Origin of the sequence: Candidatus Kinetoplastibacterium crithidii (ex Angomonas deanei ATCC 30255) (assembly GCF_000319225.1) — a bacterium.
Classification (GTDB): Bacteria; Pseudomonadota; Gammaproteobacteria; order Burkholderiales; family Burkholderiaceae_B; genus Kinetoplastidibacterium; species Kinetoplastidibacterium crithidii_B.
Genome location: NC_019815.1, coordinates 106,293 through 127,934, shown reverse-complemented (window position 1 = coordinate 127,934; position 21,642 = coordinate 106,293). Strand labels below are relative to the sequence as shown.

The 21,642-nt window shown below is 32.5% G+C and carries 17 protein-coding genes, 2 tRNA genes and 1 pseudogene; 6 read left to right on the top strand and 14 right to left on the bottom strand.

The features are described 5' to 3' along the window. Window positions 1-112 precede the first annotated feature (112 nt). Window positions 113-197 (top strand) — tRNA-Leu (locus tag CKCE_RS00540). Between the two features lie 8 nt (window positions 198-205). On the opposite strand, the gene pnp is transcribed toward CKCE_RS00540, so the two are convergent. From pnp to CKCE_RS03905, 7 genes and pseudogenes are all read right to left on the bottom strand, one after another. After that, complete coding sequence (pnp, locus tag CKCE_RS00535; RefSeq protein ID WP_015389134.1) at window positions 206-2,308, bottom strand: polyribonucleotide nucleotidyltransferase; 2,103 nt, start codon at window positions 2,306-2,308, stop codon at window positions 206-208. An 82-nt stretch (window positions 2,309-2,390) separates the two neighbouring features. Further along, complete coding sequence (gene rpsO, locus CKCE_RS00530; RefSeq protein WP_015238366.1) at window positions 2,391-2,660, bottom strand: 30S ribosomal protein S15; 270 nt, start codon at window positions 2,658-2,660, stop codon at window positions 2,391-2,393. Between the two features lie 141 nt (window positions 2,661-2,801). Next, complete coding sequence (gene pssA / locus CKCE_RS00525) at window positions 2,802-3,554, bottom strand: CDP-diacylglycerol--serine O-phosphatidyltransferase (RefSeq protein WP_015238365.1); 753 nt, start codon at window positions 3,552-3,554, stop codon at window positions 2,802-2,804. An 82-nt stretch (window positions 3,555-3,636) separates the two neighbouring features. After that, window positions 3,637-4,653, bottom strand: a complete 1,017-nt coding sequence (gene ilvC, locus CKCE_RS00520; RefSeq protein ID WP_015238364.1) for a ketol-acid reductoisomerase — start codon at window positions 4,651-4,653, stop codon at window positions 3,637-3,639. Window positions 4,654-4,732: 79 nt separating this feature from the next. Then, a complete protein-coding gene (gene ilvN / locus CKCE_RS00515) occupies window positions 4,733-5,224 on the bottom strand; it encodes an acetolactate synthase small subunit (protein WP_015238363.1) in 492 nt (163 codons plus the stop codon). A 10-nt stretch (window positions 5,225-5,234) separates the two neighbouring features. Next, a complete protein-coding gene (gene ilvB, locus CKCE_RS00510) occupies window positions 5,235-6,953 on the bottom strand; it encodes a biosynthetic-type acetolactate synthase large subunit (RefSeq protein ID WP_015238362.1) in 1,719 nt (572 codons plus the stop codon). A gap of 393 nt (window positions 6,954-7,346) precedes the next feature. Beyond that, a pseudogene (locus tag CKCE_RS03905) lies at window positions 7,347-8,053 on the bottom strand (YaaA family protein). 183 nt (window positions 8,054-8,236) lie between these two features. On the opposite strand from CKCE_RS03905, the gene CKCE_RS00500 reads away from it, so the two are divergent. After that, window positions 8,237-8,328: transfer RNA gene (locus CKCE_RS00500), tRNA-Ser, on the top strand. A gap of 24 nt (window positions 8,329-8,352) precedes the next feature. Here CKCE_RS00500 and serS read toward each other — a convergent pair. The 3 genes from serS to CKCE_RS04075 form a co-directional block, all read right to left on the bottom strand. Beyond that, a complete protein-coding gene (gene serS / locus CKCE_RS00495) occupies window positions 8,353-9,657 on the bottom strand; it encodes a serine--tRNA ligase (RefSeq protein ID WP_015238360.1) in 1,305 nt (434 codons plus the stop codon). A 4-nt stretch (window positions 9,658-9,661) separates the two neighbouring features. Beyond that, complete coding sequence (locus CKCE_RS00490) at window positions 9,662-11,017, bottom strand: replication-associated recombination protein A (RefSeq protein ID WP_015238359.1); 1,356 nt, start codon at window positions 11,015-11,017, stop codon at window positions 9,662-9,664. Between the two features lie 182 nt (window positions 11,018-11,199). Continuing rightward, entirely contained in the window at window positions 11,200-13,647 is a 2,448-nt protein-coding gene (locus CKCE_RS04075) for an FtsK/SpoIIIE family DNA translocase (protein WP_015238358.1), read from the bottom strand. Between the two features lie 76 nt (window positions 13,648-13,723). Here CKCE_RS04075 and trxB point away from each other — a divergent pair, with 76 nt between their 5' ends. From trxB to CKCE_RS00470, 3 genes are read left to right on the top strand one after another with little or no spacing between them, the layout of a single operon-like run. After that, entirely contained in the window at window positions 13,724-14,680 is a 957-nt protein-coding gene (trxB, locus tag CKCE_RS00480; protein WP_015238357.1) for a thioredoxin-disulfide reductase, read from the top strand. Beyond that, window positions 14,673-15,221, top strand: a complete 549-nt coding sequence (locus tag CKCE_RS00475) for a Smr/MutS family protein (RefSeq protein ID WP_015238356.1) — start codon at window positions 14,673-14,675, stop codon at window positions 15,219-15,221. The genes trxB and CKCE_RS00475 overlap by 8 nt, the downstream gene beginning before the upstream one ends. Continuing rightward, window positions 15,222-15,548: a DMT family transporter gene (locus CKCE_RS00470; RefSeq protein WP_015389138.1), complete on the top strand. Its 327-nt coding sequence runs from the start codon at window positions 15,222-15,224 to the stop codon at window positions 15,546-15,548. Between the two features lie 12 nt (window positions 15,549-15,560). Here CKCE_RS00470 and CKCE_RS00465 read toward each other — a convergent pair whose 3' ends face one another. After that, a complete protein-coding gene (locus CKCE_RS00465) occupies window positions 15,561-16,997 on the bottom strand; it encodes a basic amino acid/polyamine antiporter (protein ID WP_015238354.1) in 1,437 nt (478 codons plus the stop codon). Between the two features lie 287 nt (window positions 16,998-17,284). Here CKCE_RS00465 and CKCE_RS00460 point away from each other — a divergent pair, with 287 nt between their 5' ends. Beyond that, window positions 17,285-17,719: a DUF1841 family protein gene (locus tag CKCE_RS00460; RefSeq protein ID WP_015238353.1), complete on the top strand. Its 435-nt coding sequence runs from the start codon at window positions 17,285-17,287 to the stop codon at window positions 17,717-17,719. Window positions 17,720-17,730: 11 nt separating this feature from the next. Here CKCE_RS00460 and dnaJ read toward each other — a convergent pair whose 3' ends face one another. From dnaJ to grpE, 3 genes are all read right to left on the bottom strand, one after another. Continuing rightward, window positions 17,731-18,849, bottom strand: a complete 1,119-nt coding sequence (gene dnaJ, locus CKCE_RS00455) for a molecular chaperone DnaJ (protein WP_015238352.1) — start codon at window positions 18,847-18,849, stop codon at window positions 17,731-17,733. A gap of 95 nt (window positions 18,850-18,944) precedes the next feature. Next, entirely contained in the window at window positions 18,945-20,864 is a 1,920-nt protein-coding gene (gene dnaK, locus CKCE_RS00450; RefSeq protein WP_015238351.1) for a molecular chaperone DnaK, read from the bottom strand. 138 nt (window positions 20,865-21,002) lie between these two features. Beyond that, the gene (gene grpE, locus CKCE_RS00445; RefSeq protein WP_015238350.1) at window positions 21,003-21,593 is read right to left on the bottom strand and encodes a nucleotide exchange factor GrpE; all 591 of its coding nucleotides are present in this window, start codon (window positions 21,591-21,593) and stop codon (window positions 21,003-21,005) included. Window positions 21,594-21,642: the final 49 nt, after the last annotated feature.

The following is a 21,642-nucleotide window of genomic DNA, read 5'->3' as shown; positions in this document are numbered from 1 at the left end:
ATTCATGTTGTAAAATTTGTATTTTTGAAAAAAAATTAAATTTTATAAAAATTATTCTTGGATATAAATAAAAGCAATGATATATTTGTTGTGATTAACAAATATATCATTTGCACCTGTGGCGAAATTGGTAGACGCAAGGGACTTAAAATCCCTCGCCTAACGGCATGCCGGTTCGACTCCGGCCAGGTGCACCAAAAATGTTTTATAGATCTTCTTTCACTGCTTTAGCTGAAAGTCTAAACCTACCCTTATCATCAGATTCTATCACCTTGACTTTTATTCTTTGTCCAATAGATAGAACATCACTTATATTCTGTATCCTATTATTGGATATTTCAGATATATGTAGAAGACCATCCTTTCCTGGAAAAAGCTGAACAATAGCACCAAAATCCAGAATGCGCAAAATTTTACCTTCATATACACTACCAACCTCCACATCGGCAGTTAACTCTAGTATTTTCTTATAAGCATTTTGCACATTATTATTATCAACACCAGCAACGGAAACCACTCCATCTTCTGAGATATCAATCTGAGTTGCTGTTTCTTCTGTGATTGCTCTGATTGTAGCCCCTCCTTTACCAATAACATCACGGATTTTATCTGGATTAATCTTGATTGTTATTATCTTTGGTGAATATGAAGATAATTCCTCACGAGAAATATTTATAGCCTTTTTCATTTTTTCAAGAATAGATAACCTTCCTTCCTGAGCTTGCAATAAAGCAATCCCCATTATGTCTTTAGTTATTCCTTGAATCTTAATATCCATCTGTAAAGCAGTGATGCCATCAGAAGTTCCTGCTACTTTAAAATCCATATCACCAAGATGATCTTCATCTCCTAGAATATCAGTTAAAATAGCAAATTTATCATCCTCTAGTATTAAACCCATTGCAACACCTGCAACATGCTTACTTATCGGAACACCTGCATCCATCATTGCTAAAGATCCTCCACAAACAGATGCCATAGAAGAGGAGCCATTAGATTCTGTTATCTCAGAGACTAATCTAGTAGTATAATGAAAATCTTTAGGATCAGGTAGCATTGGTGTTAATGCTCTTCTTGCTAAATAGCCATGTCCTACTTCTCTTCTTTTTGGAATTCCTATGCGTCCGATTTCTCCTGTTGCAAATGGAGGCATATTATAATGAAAAATAAATTTATCCCTATATTCTCCTAATAAAGAATCTATAATTTGCTCATCCTGCTTAGTCCCCAATGTAACTATAACTAATGCCTGAGTTTCACCTCTTGTAAACAAAGCACTACCGTGAGCTCTCGGCAAAACACCAAGCCTAATATCTATAGGCCTTACTGTTCTTGTATTTCTACCATCTATCCTAGGCTCTCCCGACAATATCCTATTTCTAACAATTTTAGATTCTAAGTTAAAAATAATATCATCAATAGTACTATCTAATGGAATGACATCAGAATTACCAACTCTATCTTTAACAAAATTTTTGATTTCTAGCCTAATCTCTCTAAGAACCAAAGAACGATCTTGCTTTTCTTTTATGTTATAAGCAGATACTAATTTCTCATTAGAAAATTCATTTATTATATCAACTAAAAACTGATCACATGGTTTTGGTTTCCAATCCCATTCTGGCTTTCCAGCTTCCTTAACTAGTTCTATTATATTATCTATAACAACTTGCATCTGTTGATGACCGAAATCAATTGCCTCAAGCATTGTAGATTCAGATAATTCTCTAGCTGTAGACTCAACCATAAGAACAGCGTCCGAAGAACCTGCCAAAACAAGATCTAAAGAAGATTTCTCTAATTGACTCTTTGTAGGATTTATTACAAAGTCATTTTCTATAAAACCAACCCTAATTGCACCAATAGGACCATTAAATGGAATTCCAGATAAAGCCAATGCAGCAGAAGACCCTATTATAGAAATGATATCAGGATCAATTTCTGGATCAACAGATAACACATGAATAATTATTTGAACTTCATTATAAAATTGTTTAGGAAATAAAGGCCTTAAAGGTCTATCAATTAAACGAGCTGTCAATATTTCTTTCTCAGATGATTTTCCTTCTCTTTTAAAAAAACCTCCAGGTATTTTACCTACAGCATATGTTTTCTCAATGTAGTCTACAGTTAAAGGAAAGAATTTTTGTCCTTCTTTAATTTCTTGACTACCTACAACTGTAGCTAAAATAACTGTATCACCCATAGAAGCAAGAACCGCTCCAGAAGATTGTCTTGCTATCTCTCCAGTTTCTAAAACCACATCATTCAAACCATATTTAAATGACTTAATTACTTTGTTAAACACAAATATTCCTTAAAAAAAAACCGTGGTCAGTACGATCACAAATAATCGATCTAACCACGGTACTATGTCATATGTAATAAAATTACTTACGTAAATTTAATCTATCTATTAAAATCTTATAAGAATTAGGATTTCTACTTTTTAAATAATCTAAAAGTTTGCGACGTCTACTAACCATTTTTAGCAAACCTCTGCGAGAATGATGATCCTTCAAATGTTTTTTAAAATGACCTGTAAGATCATTAATTCTAGCAGTTAACAATGCAACCTGAACCTCTGGAGAACCTGTATCTCTATCGGAACGACAAAAGGCAGAAACTATTTCATTTTTATTTATATCGGCAACAGCCATAATCAAAATCCTCTAAAACATGCTTCAGAACTGAGGAGTCCTAAAGTGAAAAAATAAAAAAATACTAATACAATAGCAATAATAAGATTATATACAATTTAAAAAGTATTACAAATATAACTAATAGACACTGAAGATATTTTAGTTTTTATGACGATTTTTTCTAATACTATAAGCTTTGCGATATCTATGCATAAATATTACCCACCCAGATAATCCATATATAATAAATAAACAAAAAAGCATTAAAGGAGGATTGCTAGAAACAAATACAAATACCCCTACCATTAAAAGTATCACCCAAAAAGGAACGCTTTTCCCTAATGAAAAGTTTTTTCCGCTATAAAATGGAATATTTGTAACCATTACAATACCAGAATACATAGTTAGTAAAAAAGCAACCCAAATCACATATGAATCATGAATAGATATTTTATTATCAACAGCCAACCAAATAAATCCAGATACTAAAGCAGCAGCAGCAGGTGTAGGTAGTCCTTGAAAAAACACTTTATCAATATTATTTATGTTAGTATTGAATCTAGCCAATCTTAAAGCAGCACCTACAACATAAACAAAAGCTGCAATCCATCCCCAGCGACCAATTTCATGTAAAACCCATTCATAGACAACTAAAGCTGGAGCAACCCCAAACGACACCATATCTGACAATGAGTCATAATTTTCTCCAAAAGAAGATTGAGTATTTGTAAAACGGGCTACTCTACCATCTACCCCATCAAATAACATAGCAACAAAAATAGCAATAGCAGAAATCTCAAAGTTATTATTCATTGATTGAACTATCGCATAAAATCCTGCAAACAATGACGCCGTAGTAAATATATTAGGCAATAGATATATACTACGATGACGATTCTCAAGATCAACCATAGTTCATCTACCCAAAAATAAAAGCATAAAAAAACGGTATACTTTTTATAGTATACCGTTACAAATAAATATACAAAAAATCTTAATTCTTAGATTTATCTACCAATTTATTAGCAGTAATCCAAGGCATCATTGATCTTAATTGTCCACCAACTTTCTCAATTAAAGAATCGGCATTAATACGACGACGAGAAGTTAATGTAGGAGCGCCAGCAACATGTTCTAGAATAAAATTCTTTGCATATTCTCCGGTTTGTATATCTGTCAAACATTGACGCATAGCTTTACGTGTTTCATCTGTAACAACTCTAGGACCTGTTACATACTCACCAAATTCTGCATTATTAGAAACAGAATAGTTCATGTTAGCTATACCGCCTTCATAAATTAAATCAACTATTAATTTAAGTTCGTGCAAGCACTCAAAATATGCCATTTCTGGAGCATATCCTGCTTCAACTAAAGTATCAAAACCAGCTTTAATAAGTTCGACTGTACCACCACATAAGACAGCTTGTTCTCCGAACAAGTCTGTTTCTGTCTCTTCACGGAAAGAAGTTTCGATAATACCAGCACGACCGCCACCATTTGCACATGCATATGATAAAGCGATGTCACGAGCAAAACCTGATTTATCTTGATATACGGCAACCAAATGAGGAACACCGCCACCATTTCTATAAGTGCCTCTTACTGTATGACCAGGAGCTTTAGGAGCCACCATAATAACATCGATATCATCACGTGGAACTACCTGACCATAATGAACATTAAAACCATGAGCAAAAGCTAAAACAGCACCAGATTTTATATTTTTTTGAACTTCATTATTATAAACATTGGCAATATTTTCATCTGGCAATAACATCATTACTACATCGGCAGACTTTACAGCTTCAGCAACTTCTTTAACTTGCAAACCTGCATTTGCAGCCTTGTTCCAAGAAGCTCCATTTTTGCGCAAGCCAACTACAACCTTAACACCTGATTCATGCAAGTTCAAAGCATGTGCATGACCTTGAGATCCATAACCAATTATGGCAACAGTTTTACCTTTAATTAAAGATAAATCACAATCCTTATCATAAAAAACTTTCATCAAAAAGCTCCATTAATTTTAAATTTATATAACCACATAAAACAAGACATAAAACAACACTTTTAAGATTTTTATAAAATTAGATCTTCAGTATCCTTTCTCCTCTGCCTATACCAGAAATACCGGTACGAACAGTTTCCAAAATAGAACTACGATCTAACCCCTCTATAAAAGCCTGTATTTTACATTGTGTTCCAGTTAATTCAATTGTATATGATTTATATGTAACATCAACAATATGACCACGAAAAATATCAGCCATACGTTTTATTTCATCTCTCTCTTTACCTATAGCCCTTACCTTAATAAGTAAAAGCTCTCTTTCAACATGAGCGCCATCATTTGAATCAACAACTTTTACAACATCTATTAACCTATTAAGATGTTTGGTAATTTGTTCTATTACCTCATCAGAACCAATAGTAACAACTGTAAGTCTAGACAAAGTTGAATCCTCTGTAGGAGCAACTGTCAATGACTCAATATTATAACCACGAGCAGAAAATAAACCAACCACCCTGGATAGCGCACCGGGCTCATTTTCCATTAAAACAGAAATCACATGTTTCATAATGACAATCCTATAAGTCCTCAGAACCAAGCAACATTTCAGTCAAACCACGGCCTGCTTTTACCATTGGCCATACATTTTCTGTACGATCTGTAATGAAATCCATAAAAACCAATCTTTTCTTATGTTTAGAAAAACTCTCTTTCAATGCTGGCTCAACATCAGATGGGTTTTCTATACGAATACCTACATGACCATAAGACTCTACTAATTTCACAAAATCAGGTAAAGACTCCATATATGACTGAGAATATCTTGAACCATAATCAATTTGCTGCCATTGGCGCACCATTCCAAGAAAGCGATTATTTAAACATATAATCTTTGGCGTTAGATTGTACTGAAAACATGTAGATAATTCCTGGATATTCATTTGTATTGAAGCTTCACCAGTAATAACAGCAATATCAGCATCAGGATTTGCTTTTTGCACTCCCATTGCATACGGCAAACCAACACCCATGGTCCCAAGACCACCAGAGTTAATCCATCTTCTTGGTTGTTTAAAGCCGTAATACTGAGCAGTCCACATCTGATGTTGACCAACGTCAGATGTTATAAAGGCATCACCATTGGTTACTTTCCATAATGTTTCAATAACATATTGGGGTTTGATAACTTCTTCAGAATTCAAATATTTTTTACAATCCTTCTCTTTCCATATACTAATTTGATCCCACCATTTTTTTAATGATGACTGCTTCAAACCACTCAGCTTTAATTGTTCAATATGATCAATCAAATCAACTAGTATATCTTTAACATCACCAACAATTGGAACATCAACCCTAACTCTTTTAGAAATAGAAGAAGGATCAATATCTATATGTATTATTTTCCGAGCATTTTGGGAAAAATGCTTTACATTTCCAATGACACGATCATCAAAACGAGTGCCAATTGCTAACATTACATCACAATGTTGCATAGCAAAGTTAGCTTCATAAGTCCCATGCATTCCAGGCATGCCAAGATACTGTGAATCATCAAATGAAACAGAACCTAACCCCATTAATGTATTTACACAAGGAGCTCCTGTTACTTTTAATAAAGATCGTAAATTATCTGATGCATTAGATAAAACTATCCCTCCACCAGTATAGATAATTGGACGCTCAGCAGTTAATAGCATTTGAGCGGCTTTCTTTATCTGTCCTTGATGCCCTTTTACAACAGGAGAATATGACCTCATAACAACTTCACTCTTAGCAGGTGCATATTTATACTTAGCAGCAGAAACATTTTTTGGAATGTCTATCAATACAGGTCCAGGACGACCAGTCTGTGCTATATAAAAAGCCTTTCTAACAGTTTCAGCCAAATTCTTTACATCTCTAACTAAAAAATTATGTTTAACACACGGACGAGTAATGCCTATAGTATCACATTCTTGAAAAGCATCTTCTCCAATAGCCTCAGTAGAAACCTGTCCACTTATGATGACCATAGGAATAGAATCCATGTAAGCATTCGCTATGCCAGTTACAGCATTAGTTGCACCTGGACCACTAGTTACTAGACAAACTCCTATTTTCTTTGAAGACCTAGAGTATGCATCAGCAGCATGAACTGCTGCTTGTTCGTGTCTAACCAGAATATGTTCAAATTTATCCTGTCTAAAAATCGCATCATATATATACAAAACTGCACCACCTGGGTAGCCAAAAACGTGTTCCACACCTTGTTCAGCCAAGCAATGCACAAGTATATCCGCACCATTCATTTCCATTATTTATTTCCTTTCAATACAAGCTCTTTTTCCTCATGATTGTCATAACTATATAATAACAGAACTAAAACAATTTTGAATAACTATGATAAATGCTTAGAAACTCATAGAGCTATTCCACAAAACCACAGTAATAAACTTTATCTTTGTTCATCATGAGCACAGAACAAACGTCTATAGAAGACGAATAAGATCGAAACGAAAGCCCTGGTAATCCGCACTTGTGATGCGACCAAAAGCAGCTATTGTTAACCCATATAAATGATATACCGATAAATATAATATTAAAAACACTGAGTCAAGCATATACAAATCAGTGCCATATGAGAACCAACGCTTTGCTACGTTCAGCTTATAAGTATAAACTACTTTAGCAACTCAATGAAGGTAGATTTAAAAAAAATAAATAAAATTATATTTGTTGTCTGAAAACCAAACAATCTTCCATTGATTCAGATGAAACATAAGCATAACCACCATATGTATTTTTTTTAAATCCTCTAAATTTCCAACCTTATTATTTATAATATATCTAGCTATCAAACCACGCACCCGTTTTGCATTAACCCCAACCACTCTCCAGTGACCACCTACAAAATCTTGAAAAACACAATTAACCACTTTACCATTCAAAATACTTGGATCTATAACCTTAAAATACTCATTCGAAGACAAGTTTACGATAACATTAGAACTGCTTTCTTTTTGCTGCCTATTGATGTACCAAGCAATTTCAGTTTTCCAAAATTCATATAGATCTCTACTACAACTTAATTTAATCTTAACCCCCATATCTAATCTATAAGGCTTCATTAAATCTAATGGTCTAAGCAAACCATATAAACCACTTAGAATGATAAAATGATCTTGTGCCCAATATAAATCATCAAGACCCAAAGAATATGGATCTAAAAATTTATAAACATCCCCACTAAAAGAAAAAAAGCACTTGCCATACCATACTTACTATTTTCCCAATTCAAATAACGATCAACATTCAACTCAGCAAGTTCTTTACTAATCTTCATCAGGCTAGATAATTCATTCGCACTCTTTCTTTGGAGTTCATTTAATAAAACAGAAACTTGTTTTGTAAAGATAGGTTCTATATCAAAAGAATATTTACTATCTTTTTGATTAATTTTTTAGATGGAGAAAGCAAAAATAACACTTCAAAATCCTAGGTAGTTAAAAATCGTTAGAACATCTAAATGTTATAAATGCAAAAAAGCAAAAACAATACAAACAAATATAACAAAATTACATGTATAATCATAAATCTAGGAGAGATGACAGAGAGGCCTAATGTACCTGACTCGAAATCAGGAGTACAGAATTAACTGTACCGTGGGTTCGAATCCCACTCTCTCCGCCATAACAAGTATATAAATATGTATCTCTAAGGCCTTAAAATACTATCACCATTCATATAACCACGAAGAACTTCTGGTATAATCAAACTACCGTCTTTTTGTTGGTAATTTTCTAAAATAGCCACTAAGGTCCTACCTATAGCAAGAGCTGAGCCATTAATTGTATGTACATATTCAAGCACACCTTGATCATTACGGAAACGAGCTTTCATTCTCCTTGCTTGAAAATCTTCGCAATTAGAAACAGATGATATTTCACGCCAATTTTTCTGAGATGGCAACCAAACTTCTAGATCATAAGTTTTAGCTGAACAAAACCCCATGTCACCAGAACATAATAAAACAACCCTATAAGGAAGTTCTAATAATTGCAACACTCTTTCAGCGTCAGATAAAACATCATCTAAAGCATTATATGAAGTACTAGGATGAACAATTTGAACTAATTCAACTTTATCAAACTGGTGCTGCCTGATCATACCTTTAATATCACGACCACCACTTCCTGCTTCAGAACGAAAACAAGGAGTATGAGCAGTTAATTTAATGGGCAACTCATTCATATTTAGTATGCTATTAGATACCCTGCCAACTAAAGTAATTTCCGAAGTAGAGATTAAATACTGTTCATCAATACTATTGTTGCCATAATTCAATGAACCTTTCTTTATAGCAAACATTTCCTCCTTGAACTTAGGCAACTGACCAGTTCCAAGCAAAGCAGAAGCATTGACTATGTAAGGAGTATAGCACTCAACGTAACCATGATTAATATGCAAATCCAACATAAACTGTGACAATGCTCTATGCAAACGAGCTAAACCACCAGTCATGAATAAAAATCTAGAACCAGACATTTTGGCTGCAGTAGAAAAATCAAGCCCAAGAGGCTCACCTACTGTAACATGATCTTTATAATCAAAACTTTCATCAACAACCCTTTGATCTGGGGTCCATCGACGAACCTCAATGTTATCTTGTTCATTAGAGCCAATAGGAACACTAGCATGTGGAACATTTGGAATAGAAAATAATATTTTATTAATTTCCTCCTGATAATAAGAAAGTTTTTGTTCTAGATTTTTTAAGTCTTCAGGTATAGATTGAGATTCAAGAATTAAATCATTTGCATCTAGTCCTTGTGATTTTAAAAAACCTATTTTCTTTGCCAAAGAATTACGCTTAGCTTGCATATCTTCAGTCTGTTTTTGAAGTTTTTTACGACTAAATTCTAATTCTTCAAAATAGGAAATGTCCAGGTCATAACCACGAGTAGACAATTTCTCAAACAATTTTCGTGGTTCTTTACGTATAATATTGATATCTAACATAATTTTAAAAAGTTAAAAAATAATAAAAACTATCTTTTATTTTCCTTTTTTGTTTATAATCTAAATTTCTTAAAAATTCTAATTTTTGTTTTATTTTTATTTCCAAACCAAAATCAGTAGGCCTATAAAAAATAGCATTTAAACCTTCTGGAAAATAATCTTGTAGTGCAGAATATGCTTCAGGCTCATCATGGGAATAACTATATAATTTTCCGTAACCTAATTTCTTATCAAGGCTACTTGAAGCATTACGTAAATGAATAGGAACAGGTTGACTCCCATGAAATTTTGAAAATTTACTTACATCATTATATGCTTTATAGACAGCATTAGATTTAGGAGCACAAGACATATAAATAACTGCATTTGCTAAGGCCAGTTCTCCTTCTGGAGAACCTAGACGCTCATAAGCATTAGCGCAATCAACAACTAAACTTATAGCTCTTGGGTCAGCTAACCCTATATCTTCAGTAGCTATTCTTAAAAGTCTTCTAATTAAATAATAATGATCAACCCCTCCATCAATCATACAAAAAAACCAATACAAAGCAGCATCAGGATTTGACCCTCTTATAGATTTATGCAACGCACTTATTTGATCATAAAAAATATCACCAGATTTATCAAATAGCCTAAGATCTCTAGAAATTATCTCTTCAAACCAATCATGTTTCACATCAAATACTTCCAGAGATACAGCGGAATCAAACAAAGTTTCTACTAAGCTAATAAGTCTCCTACCATCTCCATCAGCAAATATAATTAATTTATTAATAACCTCCGAATCAAATTTAATAAAATTTTTTACTAATTTTTTATTTAAAAAAAATAGTGTCCTCGATAATATTTTCTTCAGATCTTCATATGTTAAAGCATTTAAAATATGAACCTTAACTCTTGATAACAATGCAGAATTCAACTCAAACGATGGATTTTCTGTTGTTGCTCCTATAAAACAAAATAACCCTTTTTCTATATAGGGCAAAAAAATATCCTGTTGAGATTTATTAAAACGGTGAACCTCATCAACAAATATAATAGTGCTAACTCCAATATTTCTTGATTCTTTTGCATTATCGATGGCATTACGTATTTCTTTCACCCCACTCAAAACAGCAGATATTGATACGAAATTATATCCAGACAATCTTGCTATTAGATTGGCTAATGTAGTTTTACCTACCCCAGGTGGCCCCCATAACACCATAGAATAAAGTTTTTTGCTTTCCAGCGACAATCTCAAAGGTTTATCTTTATTTATTAAATGATCTTGCCCTATAAAATCATCTAAACTAGTAGGACGCATAATTTCTGAAAGAGGAGTATGACTATTATTTTTAAAACTATCATCAAAAGACATTGTTTTGCCCCAATATAAGAAACAGAAAAAAATTTCTATAATTCATATATCTTTAAAAATTAAAATATCCTTTAGCAACTACAGATTTTATATTTAAAACAAACAAGATAAAAAAACTGATAAAAATCATATTTCTTTGATTTGTATTTTGAAAAAATCAAAACAAAAACATATACAAAATTTCACTCATCCTTACCATCTGTAGAAATTAGTATGTCCCTATTTCCATTTGAATGCATTTTAGAAACCATACCTGCCTTTTCCATTTGTTCTAATAATCTTGCTGCACGATTGTACCCAATTCTTAAATGACGCTGAACTAGAGATATAGAGGCTCTTTTATGTTTTATAATAATGTCGCAAGCACTATCATACATTGGATCTGACTCATTGTCTTCTATGCCAGTGATACTATTTGCAGAATCAGAATTGTTATCATAAGGCTCAGCATCAAGGATTCCTTCAACATAATTAGCTTCTCCTTGTGATTTAAAATATTCAACTACCCTATGGACTTCATTATCACTAACAAAAGCACCATGTACTCTGACAGGAAAACCTACCCCAGGAGGTAGATATAACATATCTCCCTGGCCCAATAAGTTTTCTGCTCCAGATTGATCTAAAATAGTACGTGAATCTATTTTTGAAGAAACCTGAAAAGCTATACGTGTAGGGATATTTGCCTTAATCAATCCTGTAATAACGTCAACACTAGGTCTTTGTGTAGCAAGAATTAAGTGTATACCTGCAGCTCTAGCTTTCTGTGCCAAACGAGCTATTAATTCTTCTATTTTCTTTCCTACTACCATCATTAAGTCAGCTAACTCATCAATAACAACAACTATCGATGGCATAACCTGTAGAAATTCTGGATTATCAGTGCTAATAGAAAATGGATTTTTTATGCCATTGCCATTGTTAAAAGAAGCTATAATTTTCTCATTATAGCCAGACAAATTACGAACGCCTAATTTGCTCATCAATCGATATCTTCTTTCCATTTCTCCAACACACCATCTCAGAGCATTAGCTGCTTTTTTCATATCTGTAACAACGTTAGTCAATAAATGAGGTATTCCTTCATATACACTCATCTCTAACATTTTAGGATCTATTAAAATCAATCTAATTTGAGATGCATCAGATTTATATAACAAAGATATGATCATAGCATTTATACCAACTGACTTTCCTGATCCTGTCGTTCCTGCAACTAACAAATGGGGCATTTTTGACAAATCAGCTATAACCGGATTTCCAGCAATATCTTTACCAAGAGCCATAGTTAATACAGAATTACTATTTTGATATAAAGAAGATTCTAAAATTTCATGTAGGCTAACAGATTGACGTTTAGGGTTGGGTAATTCTAACCCCATCAAATTTTTTCCTGGTATTGTTTCTACAACTCTGATACTTGCAACACTAAGGGCACGAGCCAAATCACGAGACAAATTGACAATCTGACTGCCTTTTACACCTATATTAGGCTCAATCTCGTATCTTGTTACAACCGGACCAGCCTTTGCAAGAACTACCTTTACAGAGACTCCGAAATCAGAAAGTTTTTTTTCTATTAATTCAGAAGTAGACTCTATGATCTCATCTGTGACATAACATGGACTATTATCTGGCATATCTAATAAACTAAGATCTGGAGATTTTTTGTCATAAGAGGTTTTATCTTTATAAGATTCTATGATATTTGTGTTGCTTTTGGAATCTGAAACATTATTATCACTTGCCTTTTCTACAAAATCCTCTTCAACATATGAACTTAAATTGCTATCCTCACTTGAATTACTACCATCATTTGAATTACTTTCTATTTCTCTAATATTTTTATCTTTTATAACTTTAATTGAATTTGACTCACTACTTAAAAAAACATCTTTTTTATTATTAGATCTTTTGATCCTTATGCCTTTTATTAATTTTAATAACCAGCAAGCGAGACAAATAAATCTATATTTAATATTACAAGTCAGACAAAAAAAATTAGTTACTAATGATCTAAAAAAAACAAACCAAGAAAAAGAAAAAAATAAGCTAAATCCTATTGATAACAAAGCAAAAAAATATAACTTTGTAGATAGTAATCCGAATGAAAAATAAACATAATTTGTTATTAAGTTACCTAATAAACAACCAGAAATACAAATATCAACAAATGTTATAGGCATATATGAACAAAAGAAAGTGACATATAATGACTCTATACCTAAAGAACCTACTAAAATGAAAGCAAAACCAACAATTGTTTTTAAAAAATTGTTTTTTCTTAATGAGAAATTACTTGTTTCAATATTAGATAAGTTAAAATATATTAATCTATATAAATTAATAATAAAATAAGATAACAAAAACACAAACCAATAAGAAGAGAAACCAAAAAATTTTAATAAAAAGCTGGAAAAATAAAAACCTACAATACCACCCTGATTTTTCAAAGCAAAATAAAGATTATCTGAGAGCAATTTATGATCTTCAGAACTCCAAGTAAACAAGCTTATTGATAACCAAATAGTTAAAATAATTAAAGAAAGAAAACAAACTTCATATAAAGTAGTAGAAAATTTTATCAAAGAAATTTTTTTTCTAAAGCTAGCTAGCACTTGTAAAAACATATTAAATATTTTATATCGTCGAAACATATGTAAAATTATGATTTATATAATTATTGAAACTTAAAAAGGTAATGCCATGTCTACAAATACTAAAAATACTAAAGTCCTCATAATTGGCTCTGGACCTGCTGGATATACAGCAGCTATCTATGCAGCAAGAGCTAATCTAGACCCAATTATTATTACAGGCTTAGATAAAGGAGGTCAACTAATGAACACATTAGAAATAGAGAATTGGCCAACTATAGAAGGAATAGACGGGCCAGGACTTATGGATCTATTTTCAAAACATGTCAATAAATTTAATGTTAAAGTAATTTCAGACATTATGATAGATGTAGATTTTTCAAAAAGGCCTTTTATAGTAAAAACTGATAGTGGATGTAATTATGCCTGCCAAACAGTCATTATAGCAACAGGCGCTTCTGCAAAAAAACTTAATATTAAATCTGAAGAAAGATATAATGGTTTAGGTGTCTCATACTGCGCAACTTGTGATGGACCATTTTATAAAAACAAAAATGTACTGGTAGTAGGAGGAGGAAATACTGCTATAGAAGATGCCTTATATTTATCTACAATATGCAATAAAGTAACTTTAATACACAGGCATGATAAATTCAAAGCCGAAGCTATTCTTCTAGAAAAAATTAGAAAAAAATCTCAAGAAGGATTGATAAGCGTAAAAACATTTTACAATATCAGTGAAATAATTGGAGATGAACATGGTGTCACAGGAGCAAGAATAATAAATTCAAAATCAAATAAAGAAGAAGAATTAATATTAGATGGAGTATTTATAGCAATAGGGCATAATCCAAATACTTCAGTATTCAAAAATAAAATTGACATGGTTAATGGATACTTAGTAACCAAAAAAGGATCTGAAAATTTTCAAACAATGACTTCAATACCAGGAATTTTTGCTGCAGGAGATGTACAAGACAGCATATATAGACAAGCAATAACTAGCGCAGGAACAGGTTGCATGGCAGCTTTAGATGCACAAAAATGGCTAGAGAATAATGGGTAGGATAAAATTATTAAAAATAGAAGATTTTAAAAGAAAATATCTAACAGAAAATAAAAACTCAGATAAACATTATGTAACAAAAATCAAAACCAATAGATTCAATTCTACTATTAAGAAAAACTCAAGTAATTATGATATAATTAAATGCGATATTTCTGATGAATTAGAAATGTCTCATGTGTTATCTGACGATGGAAAATCTTTTATTAGAAATAATTCAGACCCTAATATTGCAAAAAACTTAAAAAACGGCAAATGGCCTATAAAAGCAATATTAGACTTACATGGTTTAAAAGTAGATAGCGCAAGAGAAATTTTAAATAAATTTATTCAGGAATGCTATCAAAAAAACATGCGATGTATAAAAATCATTCATGGAAAAGGCTATGGCTCTAATAGTAATATAGGACCAATTTTAAAACAAAAAATGCCATCATGGCTAGTTCAAATAGAAAAAGTTCAAGCATTTTCAGAGGCTTCTAAACATGAAGGTGGTACCGGAGCTGTAGTAATATTAATACAACAAAGAATAAGATCTTAAATGAAATTTATCTATTTATCTATTGCAATTATTACTGAACTAATGGCAACAATAGCATTAAAAAATTCTATTGGATTCACCAAACTTTGGCCTTCTTTATTCACATGCACATTCTATTTTATATCAACATACTTTTTATCACTAACTCTTGAAGAAATACCAGTAGGAGTTGCTTATGCCATATGGTGCGGAGTTGGAATAGTTTTAGTTTCAATAATAGGAGCTTTTTTTTTCAAACAAAAACTCGACACCCCAGCTATCATAGGAATATCTATGATAGTACTGGGGGTAGTTATAATGAATTTATTCTCTAAGGTTAGTGTGTAAATTCATAAAATACTATATAACTATATTACCTTTCACTAAATTAAATATAGCAATGAAAGCACCTATCATTGCTATAGCAAATAGCACAAGTTCGCTAGTAGAGAAAATTTTATTTGTTTTTTGTTCTCTTTTAGTTAAGATAAAAAAGATTGTACCAGGACCATATAAAACAGCAGATAAAAGAAGATACTTAAGACCTCCCGCGTATATCAACCAAGTTGTAAATATGGTAGCCAAAGCACCACAAATAAAATCAAATTTTCTTTGCTTGTAATCTTTTGAAAGATAAGTTTCTCCTGTAAAAGATAGCTTAAATCCATAAGCAGCAACCAAAAGATAAGGAATAAGGTTCATAGAGCTAGTTAGTTCTCTTGCTAAAACAAAAGCTTCCTGTGCTAGAACAGTAACAATAAGAAAGACCTGTATGGTTATGTTGGTCATCCATAAAGCAGCAGACGGAACTTTATTTTTATTTTCTATCATTAAAAATTTGGGCATTGTACCAGCTGCAGCCGCCGTATACAAAACTTCTGCCGCTAACAAAGACCAAGAAAGATAAGCCCCTAATACAGCTATTAACAAACCAAATCCTATTAAAACAGCCCCCCAATCACCAACAACTGCTTGTAGCACACCAGACATTGATGGATTTCTTAACCCAGCCAACTCCTCACGATCCATAACCCCGTATGAAAGCATAGTGATTAAAATTAATATAATTAGAACACTTGTAAATCCAAATAAGGTTGCCACTCCCACATCTTTTCTATTTTTTGCATAACGAGAATAAACACTTGCACCTTCTATCCCTAAAAACACAAATACAGTTACAAGCATTGTTCCTCTAATCTGCTCAAAAATACCAGACCAACTAAATTCTCCACCACCCCAAAAATTTTTCATAAAAATTTCTGGTTTAAATCCAACCGCAACTAATACCAAAAACATAATGATTGGAATAATTTTAGAAATTGTAACTATATTATTAATATAGTCCGCTTCTTTAATTCCCCTCAAAATTAAAAAATGAAAAGCCCATAATACTATTGATGACAATAACACTGCATATATTGTAGTCCCATCATCTAAAACAGGAAAAACCGCACCCATCGTAGAGTTTATAATAATAAGGTAGGTCACATTACCTAAACAAGTGCCTGCCCAGTATCCCCAGGCAGATGAAAAACCTAAATAATCTCCAAAACCAGCTTGTGCATAAGAGTGAACTCCAGAATCTAAATCTGGTTTCCTACAAGATAAACTCTGAAAAACAAAAGCCAACATTAACATGCCGAAACCAGAAATAGACCAGGCAATCAAAGCTCCAAATGGCCCAGTTACTTGACCAAAATGTTGGGGTAGAGAGAAAATACCTGCACCAACCATAGAACCTACAACCATAGCAGTCAGGGTCATAACAGAAAGTTTCTGAGTACTGGACTCACTCATATAAATACACTCCCATTAAAATTTTGTCTATTACAAAATCTTATTCTAAATAATATTCAAGGAAAGTCATCATAAGAACCTTAATAAAATATACATGTAAAGGTTAGTATGACGAATTAAATTATTTCAAATATTGAAAAATATCATTATATAGTCTTTGGCACAGAAGTATATTATAATGATACTAATGTTTTACTATAATTAATTGAATTTAAAAAATCTATTATAAATCAATTGCAAAAATATACGTAAAATCACTCTATTTTTAGCAAACAAATTAGCTTTTTATGTTTAATCCTTCTATAGAACAGGTCAGATTTTTTTTTATTGAGGCGTGGGGAAAATTCAACAATCCCAGAACGCAATTACTCTTATCTCCTATAGAATTATTAGCCATAGAATGGATAAAAGAACATCCTGAATATCATAAAGTTTTAGAAGATAGGGATTCTGCAAAAAAAGATTATAATTTTAAAGAATTAAATCATAATCCATTTCTACATTTATCTATGCATCTTGCTATATCTGAACAAATAATGATAAACCAACCTCTTGGAATCAAAGAGGCCTACGTAAAATTATCAGAAAAAACTAATAAACACAAAGCAGCTCACAAACTAATAAAATGTCTAGAAACTGTAATGCGTGAAAGTAATATAAAAAAGCACCAAATCAACCACACAAGATACATAGAACTTATTAAAATAACATCATCAATCTAATTCATTATTAATTAACTAAAAAACTCCTTAACCCTATCTGTCCATGACTTGCTGTTTGGTGAATGACGACCACCAGTATCTTTAAGAGACACTTCAAAATTTCTTAATATATTTTTCTGTTCTTCGTTAAGTTTAACAGGAATTTCTACTATAACATGGCAATACAAATCACCAGTATGACTAGATCTCATGCTCTTTATGCCCTTTCCTTTTAGCCTAAATATCTTACCAGATTGAGTTCCTTCTGGGATAGAAATCTCAGCCTTGCCATTTAAAGTAGGTACTTGTATAGAACCACCTAAAGCAGCAGTAGTAAATGGTATTGTTAATTCACAATGCAAGTTATCAGAATCTCTTTGGAAAATTTTATGTTTCTTAACATGTATTTCTACATATAAATCACCTGGTTGACCACCATGCAAACCAGGCTCTCCATTACCAGACAAACGTATCCTCATCCCATCATCAACACCAATAGGGATATTCACTTGCAAAGTTTTTTTACTACTAGTCTTCCCTACGCCATTACAAACAGAACATGGATCACTTATTTCTTCCCCAACTCCACGACAAACATGACATGTCTGTTGAACGCTAAAAAAACCTTGTTGCATTCTTACAGAACCTTTTCCTCCACATAAAGAGCATTTTTTTGGAGCATCCCCAGATTTAGATCTTTTCCCATTACATCCTTTACAAGTATCCCAACCAGGAACACGAATATCAACATTACAACCACTAGAGGCTTGTTCAAGAGTAATTTCTAGGTCATATTTCAAGTCAGATCCACGAAAACGACTACTGTCATCTCTTTTACCGGAAGAACCAAATATTTCACCAAAAATATCGCCAAAAGCATCTGCAAATCCACCCTCCATCCCTTGTCCAGCAGAAAATCCATTTTGCCCAGACCAAGAATGCCCAAAGCGATCATAAGCAGACCTTTTCTCTGAATTCCCAAGAACTTCATAGGCTTCATTTATTTCTTTAAAATTATCTTCAGCCTCTTTATTATTGGGGTTGCGATCAGGATGATATTTCATAGCCAGCTTACGATAAGCTTTTTTTATTTCATCTTCAGATGCATTTCGCTTTAAACCTAATACTTCATAAAAATCACGTTTTGACATATCCAACACACAATTTGACTTTGTTAAAAAAGAAAATATCTACTAACATGAAAAAAGCCCGAGAAAACTCGGACTTTTAATTTAAATAAAGAAAATTAATCTTTCTTAACTTCTTTAAATTCAGCATCAACAATATCTTTGTCAGAAGTTGAGTCACCATCTGTTTCGTTAACTTCATTGTGGTTTTCTGATTTATTATCAGAATAAATCTTTTCACCTAACTTCTGAGCCGACATTGAAAGAGCTGTCATTTTAGAATCTATCTCTGACTTGTCTGATCCTTTCAATGCATTTTCAAGATCTTTAATAGCATTCTCTATATTTTCTTTATCAGAAGGTTCTAGTTTTTCTCCATGTTCAGAAATAGATTTACGTGTAACATGAATCAAACTATCAGCCTGATTTCTAGATAAAGCTAATTCTGCAATACGATGATCTTCTTCTGCATTTGCCTCAGCATCTTTAATCATCTTTTCAATTTCTTGTTCAGATAATCCTGAATTAGCCTTAATAGTAATCTTCTTCTCTTTACCTGTCCCTTTATCTTTTGCAGAAACATGTAAAATACCATTGGCATCAATGTCAAAAGTTACTTCTATTTGTGGAGTACCACGAGCTGCCGCAGGAAGACCTTCCAAATTAAATTCACCAAGAACTTTATTAGCTGAAGCTAATTCTCTTTCTCCCTGACATACTTTGATTGTTACAGAAGGCTGATTATCTTCCGCTGTAGAAAATACTTGAGAATACCTAGTAGGTATTGTCGTGTTTTTCTGAATCATCTTCGTCATAACTCCACCAAGGGTTTCAATTCCGAGAGATAATGGAGTAACATCTAATAAGAGAACATCTTTTCTTTCACCAGATAAAACTGAACCTTGTATAGCAGCACCAGCAGCTACAGCCTCATCAGGGTTAATGTCTTTCCTTGGTTCTTTACCAAAAAAATTTCTAACCTTTTCCTGAACTTTTGGCATACGTGTCATACCACCAACCAAAATAACATCATCTATATCCGAAGCAGAAAGACCTGCGTCTTTAATAGCTATTTTGCAAGGCTCGATTGTACGATCTATTAGAGCTTCAACCATAGATTCCAACTTAGCTCTAGAGATTTTTACATTTAGATGTTTAGGTCCAGAAGCATCAGCAGTTATATAAGGCAAGTTAATCTCAGTTTGCTGGGATGAAGAAAGCTCTATTTTTGCTCTTTCTGCAGATTCTTTTAACCTTTGTAAAGCCAATATATCTTTAGAAAGATCAAGACCTTGATCTTTTTTAAACTCAGCTATTATATACTCAATAATACACTGGTCAAAATCTTCTCCACCTAAAAAGGTATCTCCATTAGTAGATAAAACTTCAAACTGTTTTTCTCCATCTACTTCTGCTATTTCTATTATTGAAACATCAAAAGTTCCTCCGCCAAGATCATATACTGCTATCTTCTTATCACCTTTTTCTGATCTATCTAGACCAAATGCCAATGCAGCAGCAGTTGGCTCATTAATTATTCTTTTTACATTTAAACCTGCAATTTTTCCAGCATCTTTAGTTGCCTGTCTTTGACTATCATTAAAATAAGCAGGCACTGTTATAACAGCATCAGTTACTTCTTCACCCAAGTAATCCTCAGCTGTTTTCTTCATTTTTCTTAAAATTTCAGCTGATACCTGTGGAGGAGCTATTTTCTTTCCACGAATTTCTATCCATGCATCATTATTTTCAGCCTTAACAATAGAATAAGGCATAAGAGAAATATCTTTCTGAACAGCCTTTTCCTCAAATTTTCTTCCAATTAAACGCTTACTTGCATACACCGTGTTCTTTGAGTTTGTAACAGCTTGCCTTTTTGCTGGAGTTCCAACTAAAATCTCGCCATCTTCCATATAGGCAACTATAGAAGGAGTAGTACGAGCGCCCTCAGCATTTTCTATTATTTTTATTTGACTTCCATCCATAACAGCTACACAGCTATTTGTAGTACCTAAATCGATACCTATAGTTTTTCCCATAGCGTCTTTACCTTGAATAAGTAATATTGATTAATGTTGTAAAACAAACTTTCCTGATCTTTAATTTGGGATTAAAGAATATTTTTCAAGATCAATTGTTAGAAAAAACAATTACCTATGATCATTTTCAAAAATAAATCAATCATTTGAAGAGGCTACAACAACCATAGCTGGGCGCAAAACACGCTCGCTTATAACATAACCTTTTTGTAGAATTTCTACAACCGAATTGGCAGGATAATCAGATTTCACAGAAGAAATAGCTTGATGTAATGTTGGGTCAAATTTATCACCCAAAGCAGGACTAATTTCTTGCAACATATTACTTTTAAAAACTGAATCCAGCTGTTTCAAAGTTAGAGAAACTCCTTCAGTTAAACTATTAATATTTTGATTTTTTTGCAATAAGGCGGCTTCTAAGCTATCTTTTACTGACACCATACCCTCTGCAAAAGACTCAATAGCAAATTTACGAGTTTTAACTAATTCTTCCTGAGACCTTTTTCTTACATTTTCCATTTCTGCAGAAATTCTTAAAATTTTATCATTTTGATTATCAATAATTGATTCTAATTTTTCTAATTTATCCTGCAAACAAACATTGAGTTCCTCAGGTGACAAATCATCAATGGATTTGTTATCCACCTCTAAATCTTGTAGATCATCGTTAGAATTAACCTTTGTATTCATATCATTACCTCCAATTTGAAAATCATAAGCCAATATCATGGACTCATCAAAAATTCGTTAGAATAAAAACCATACACTAATATCGCTT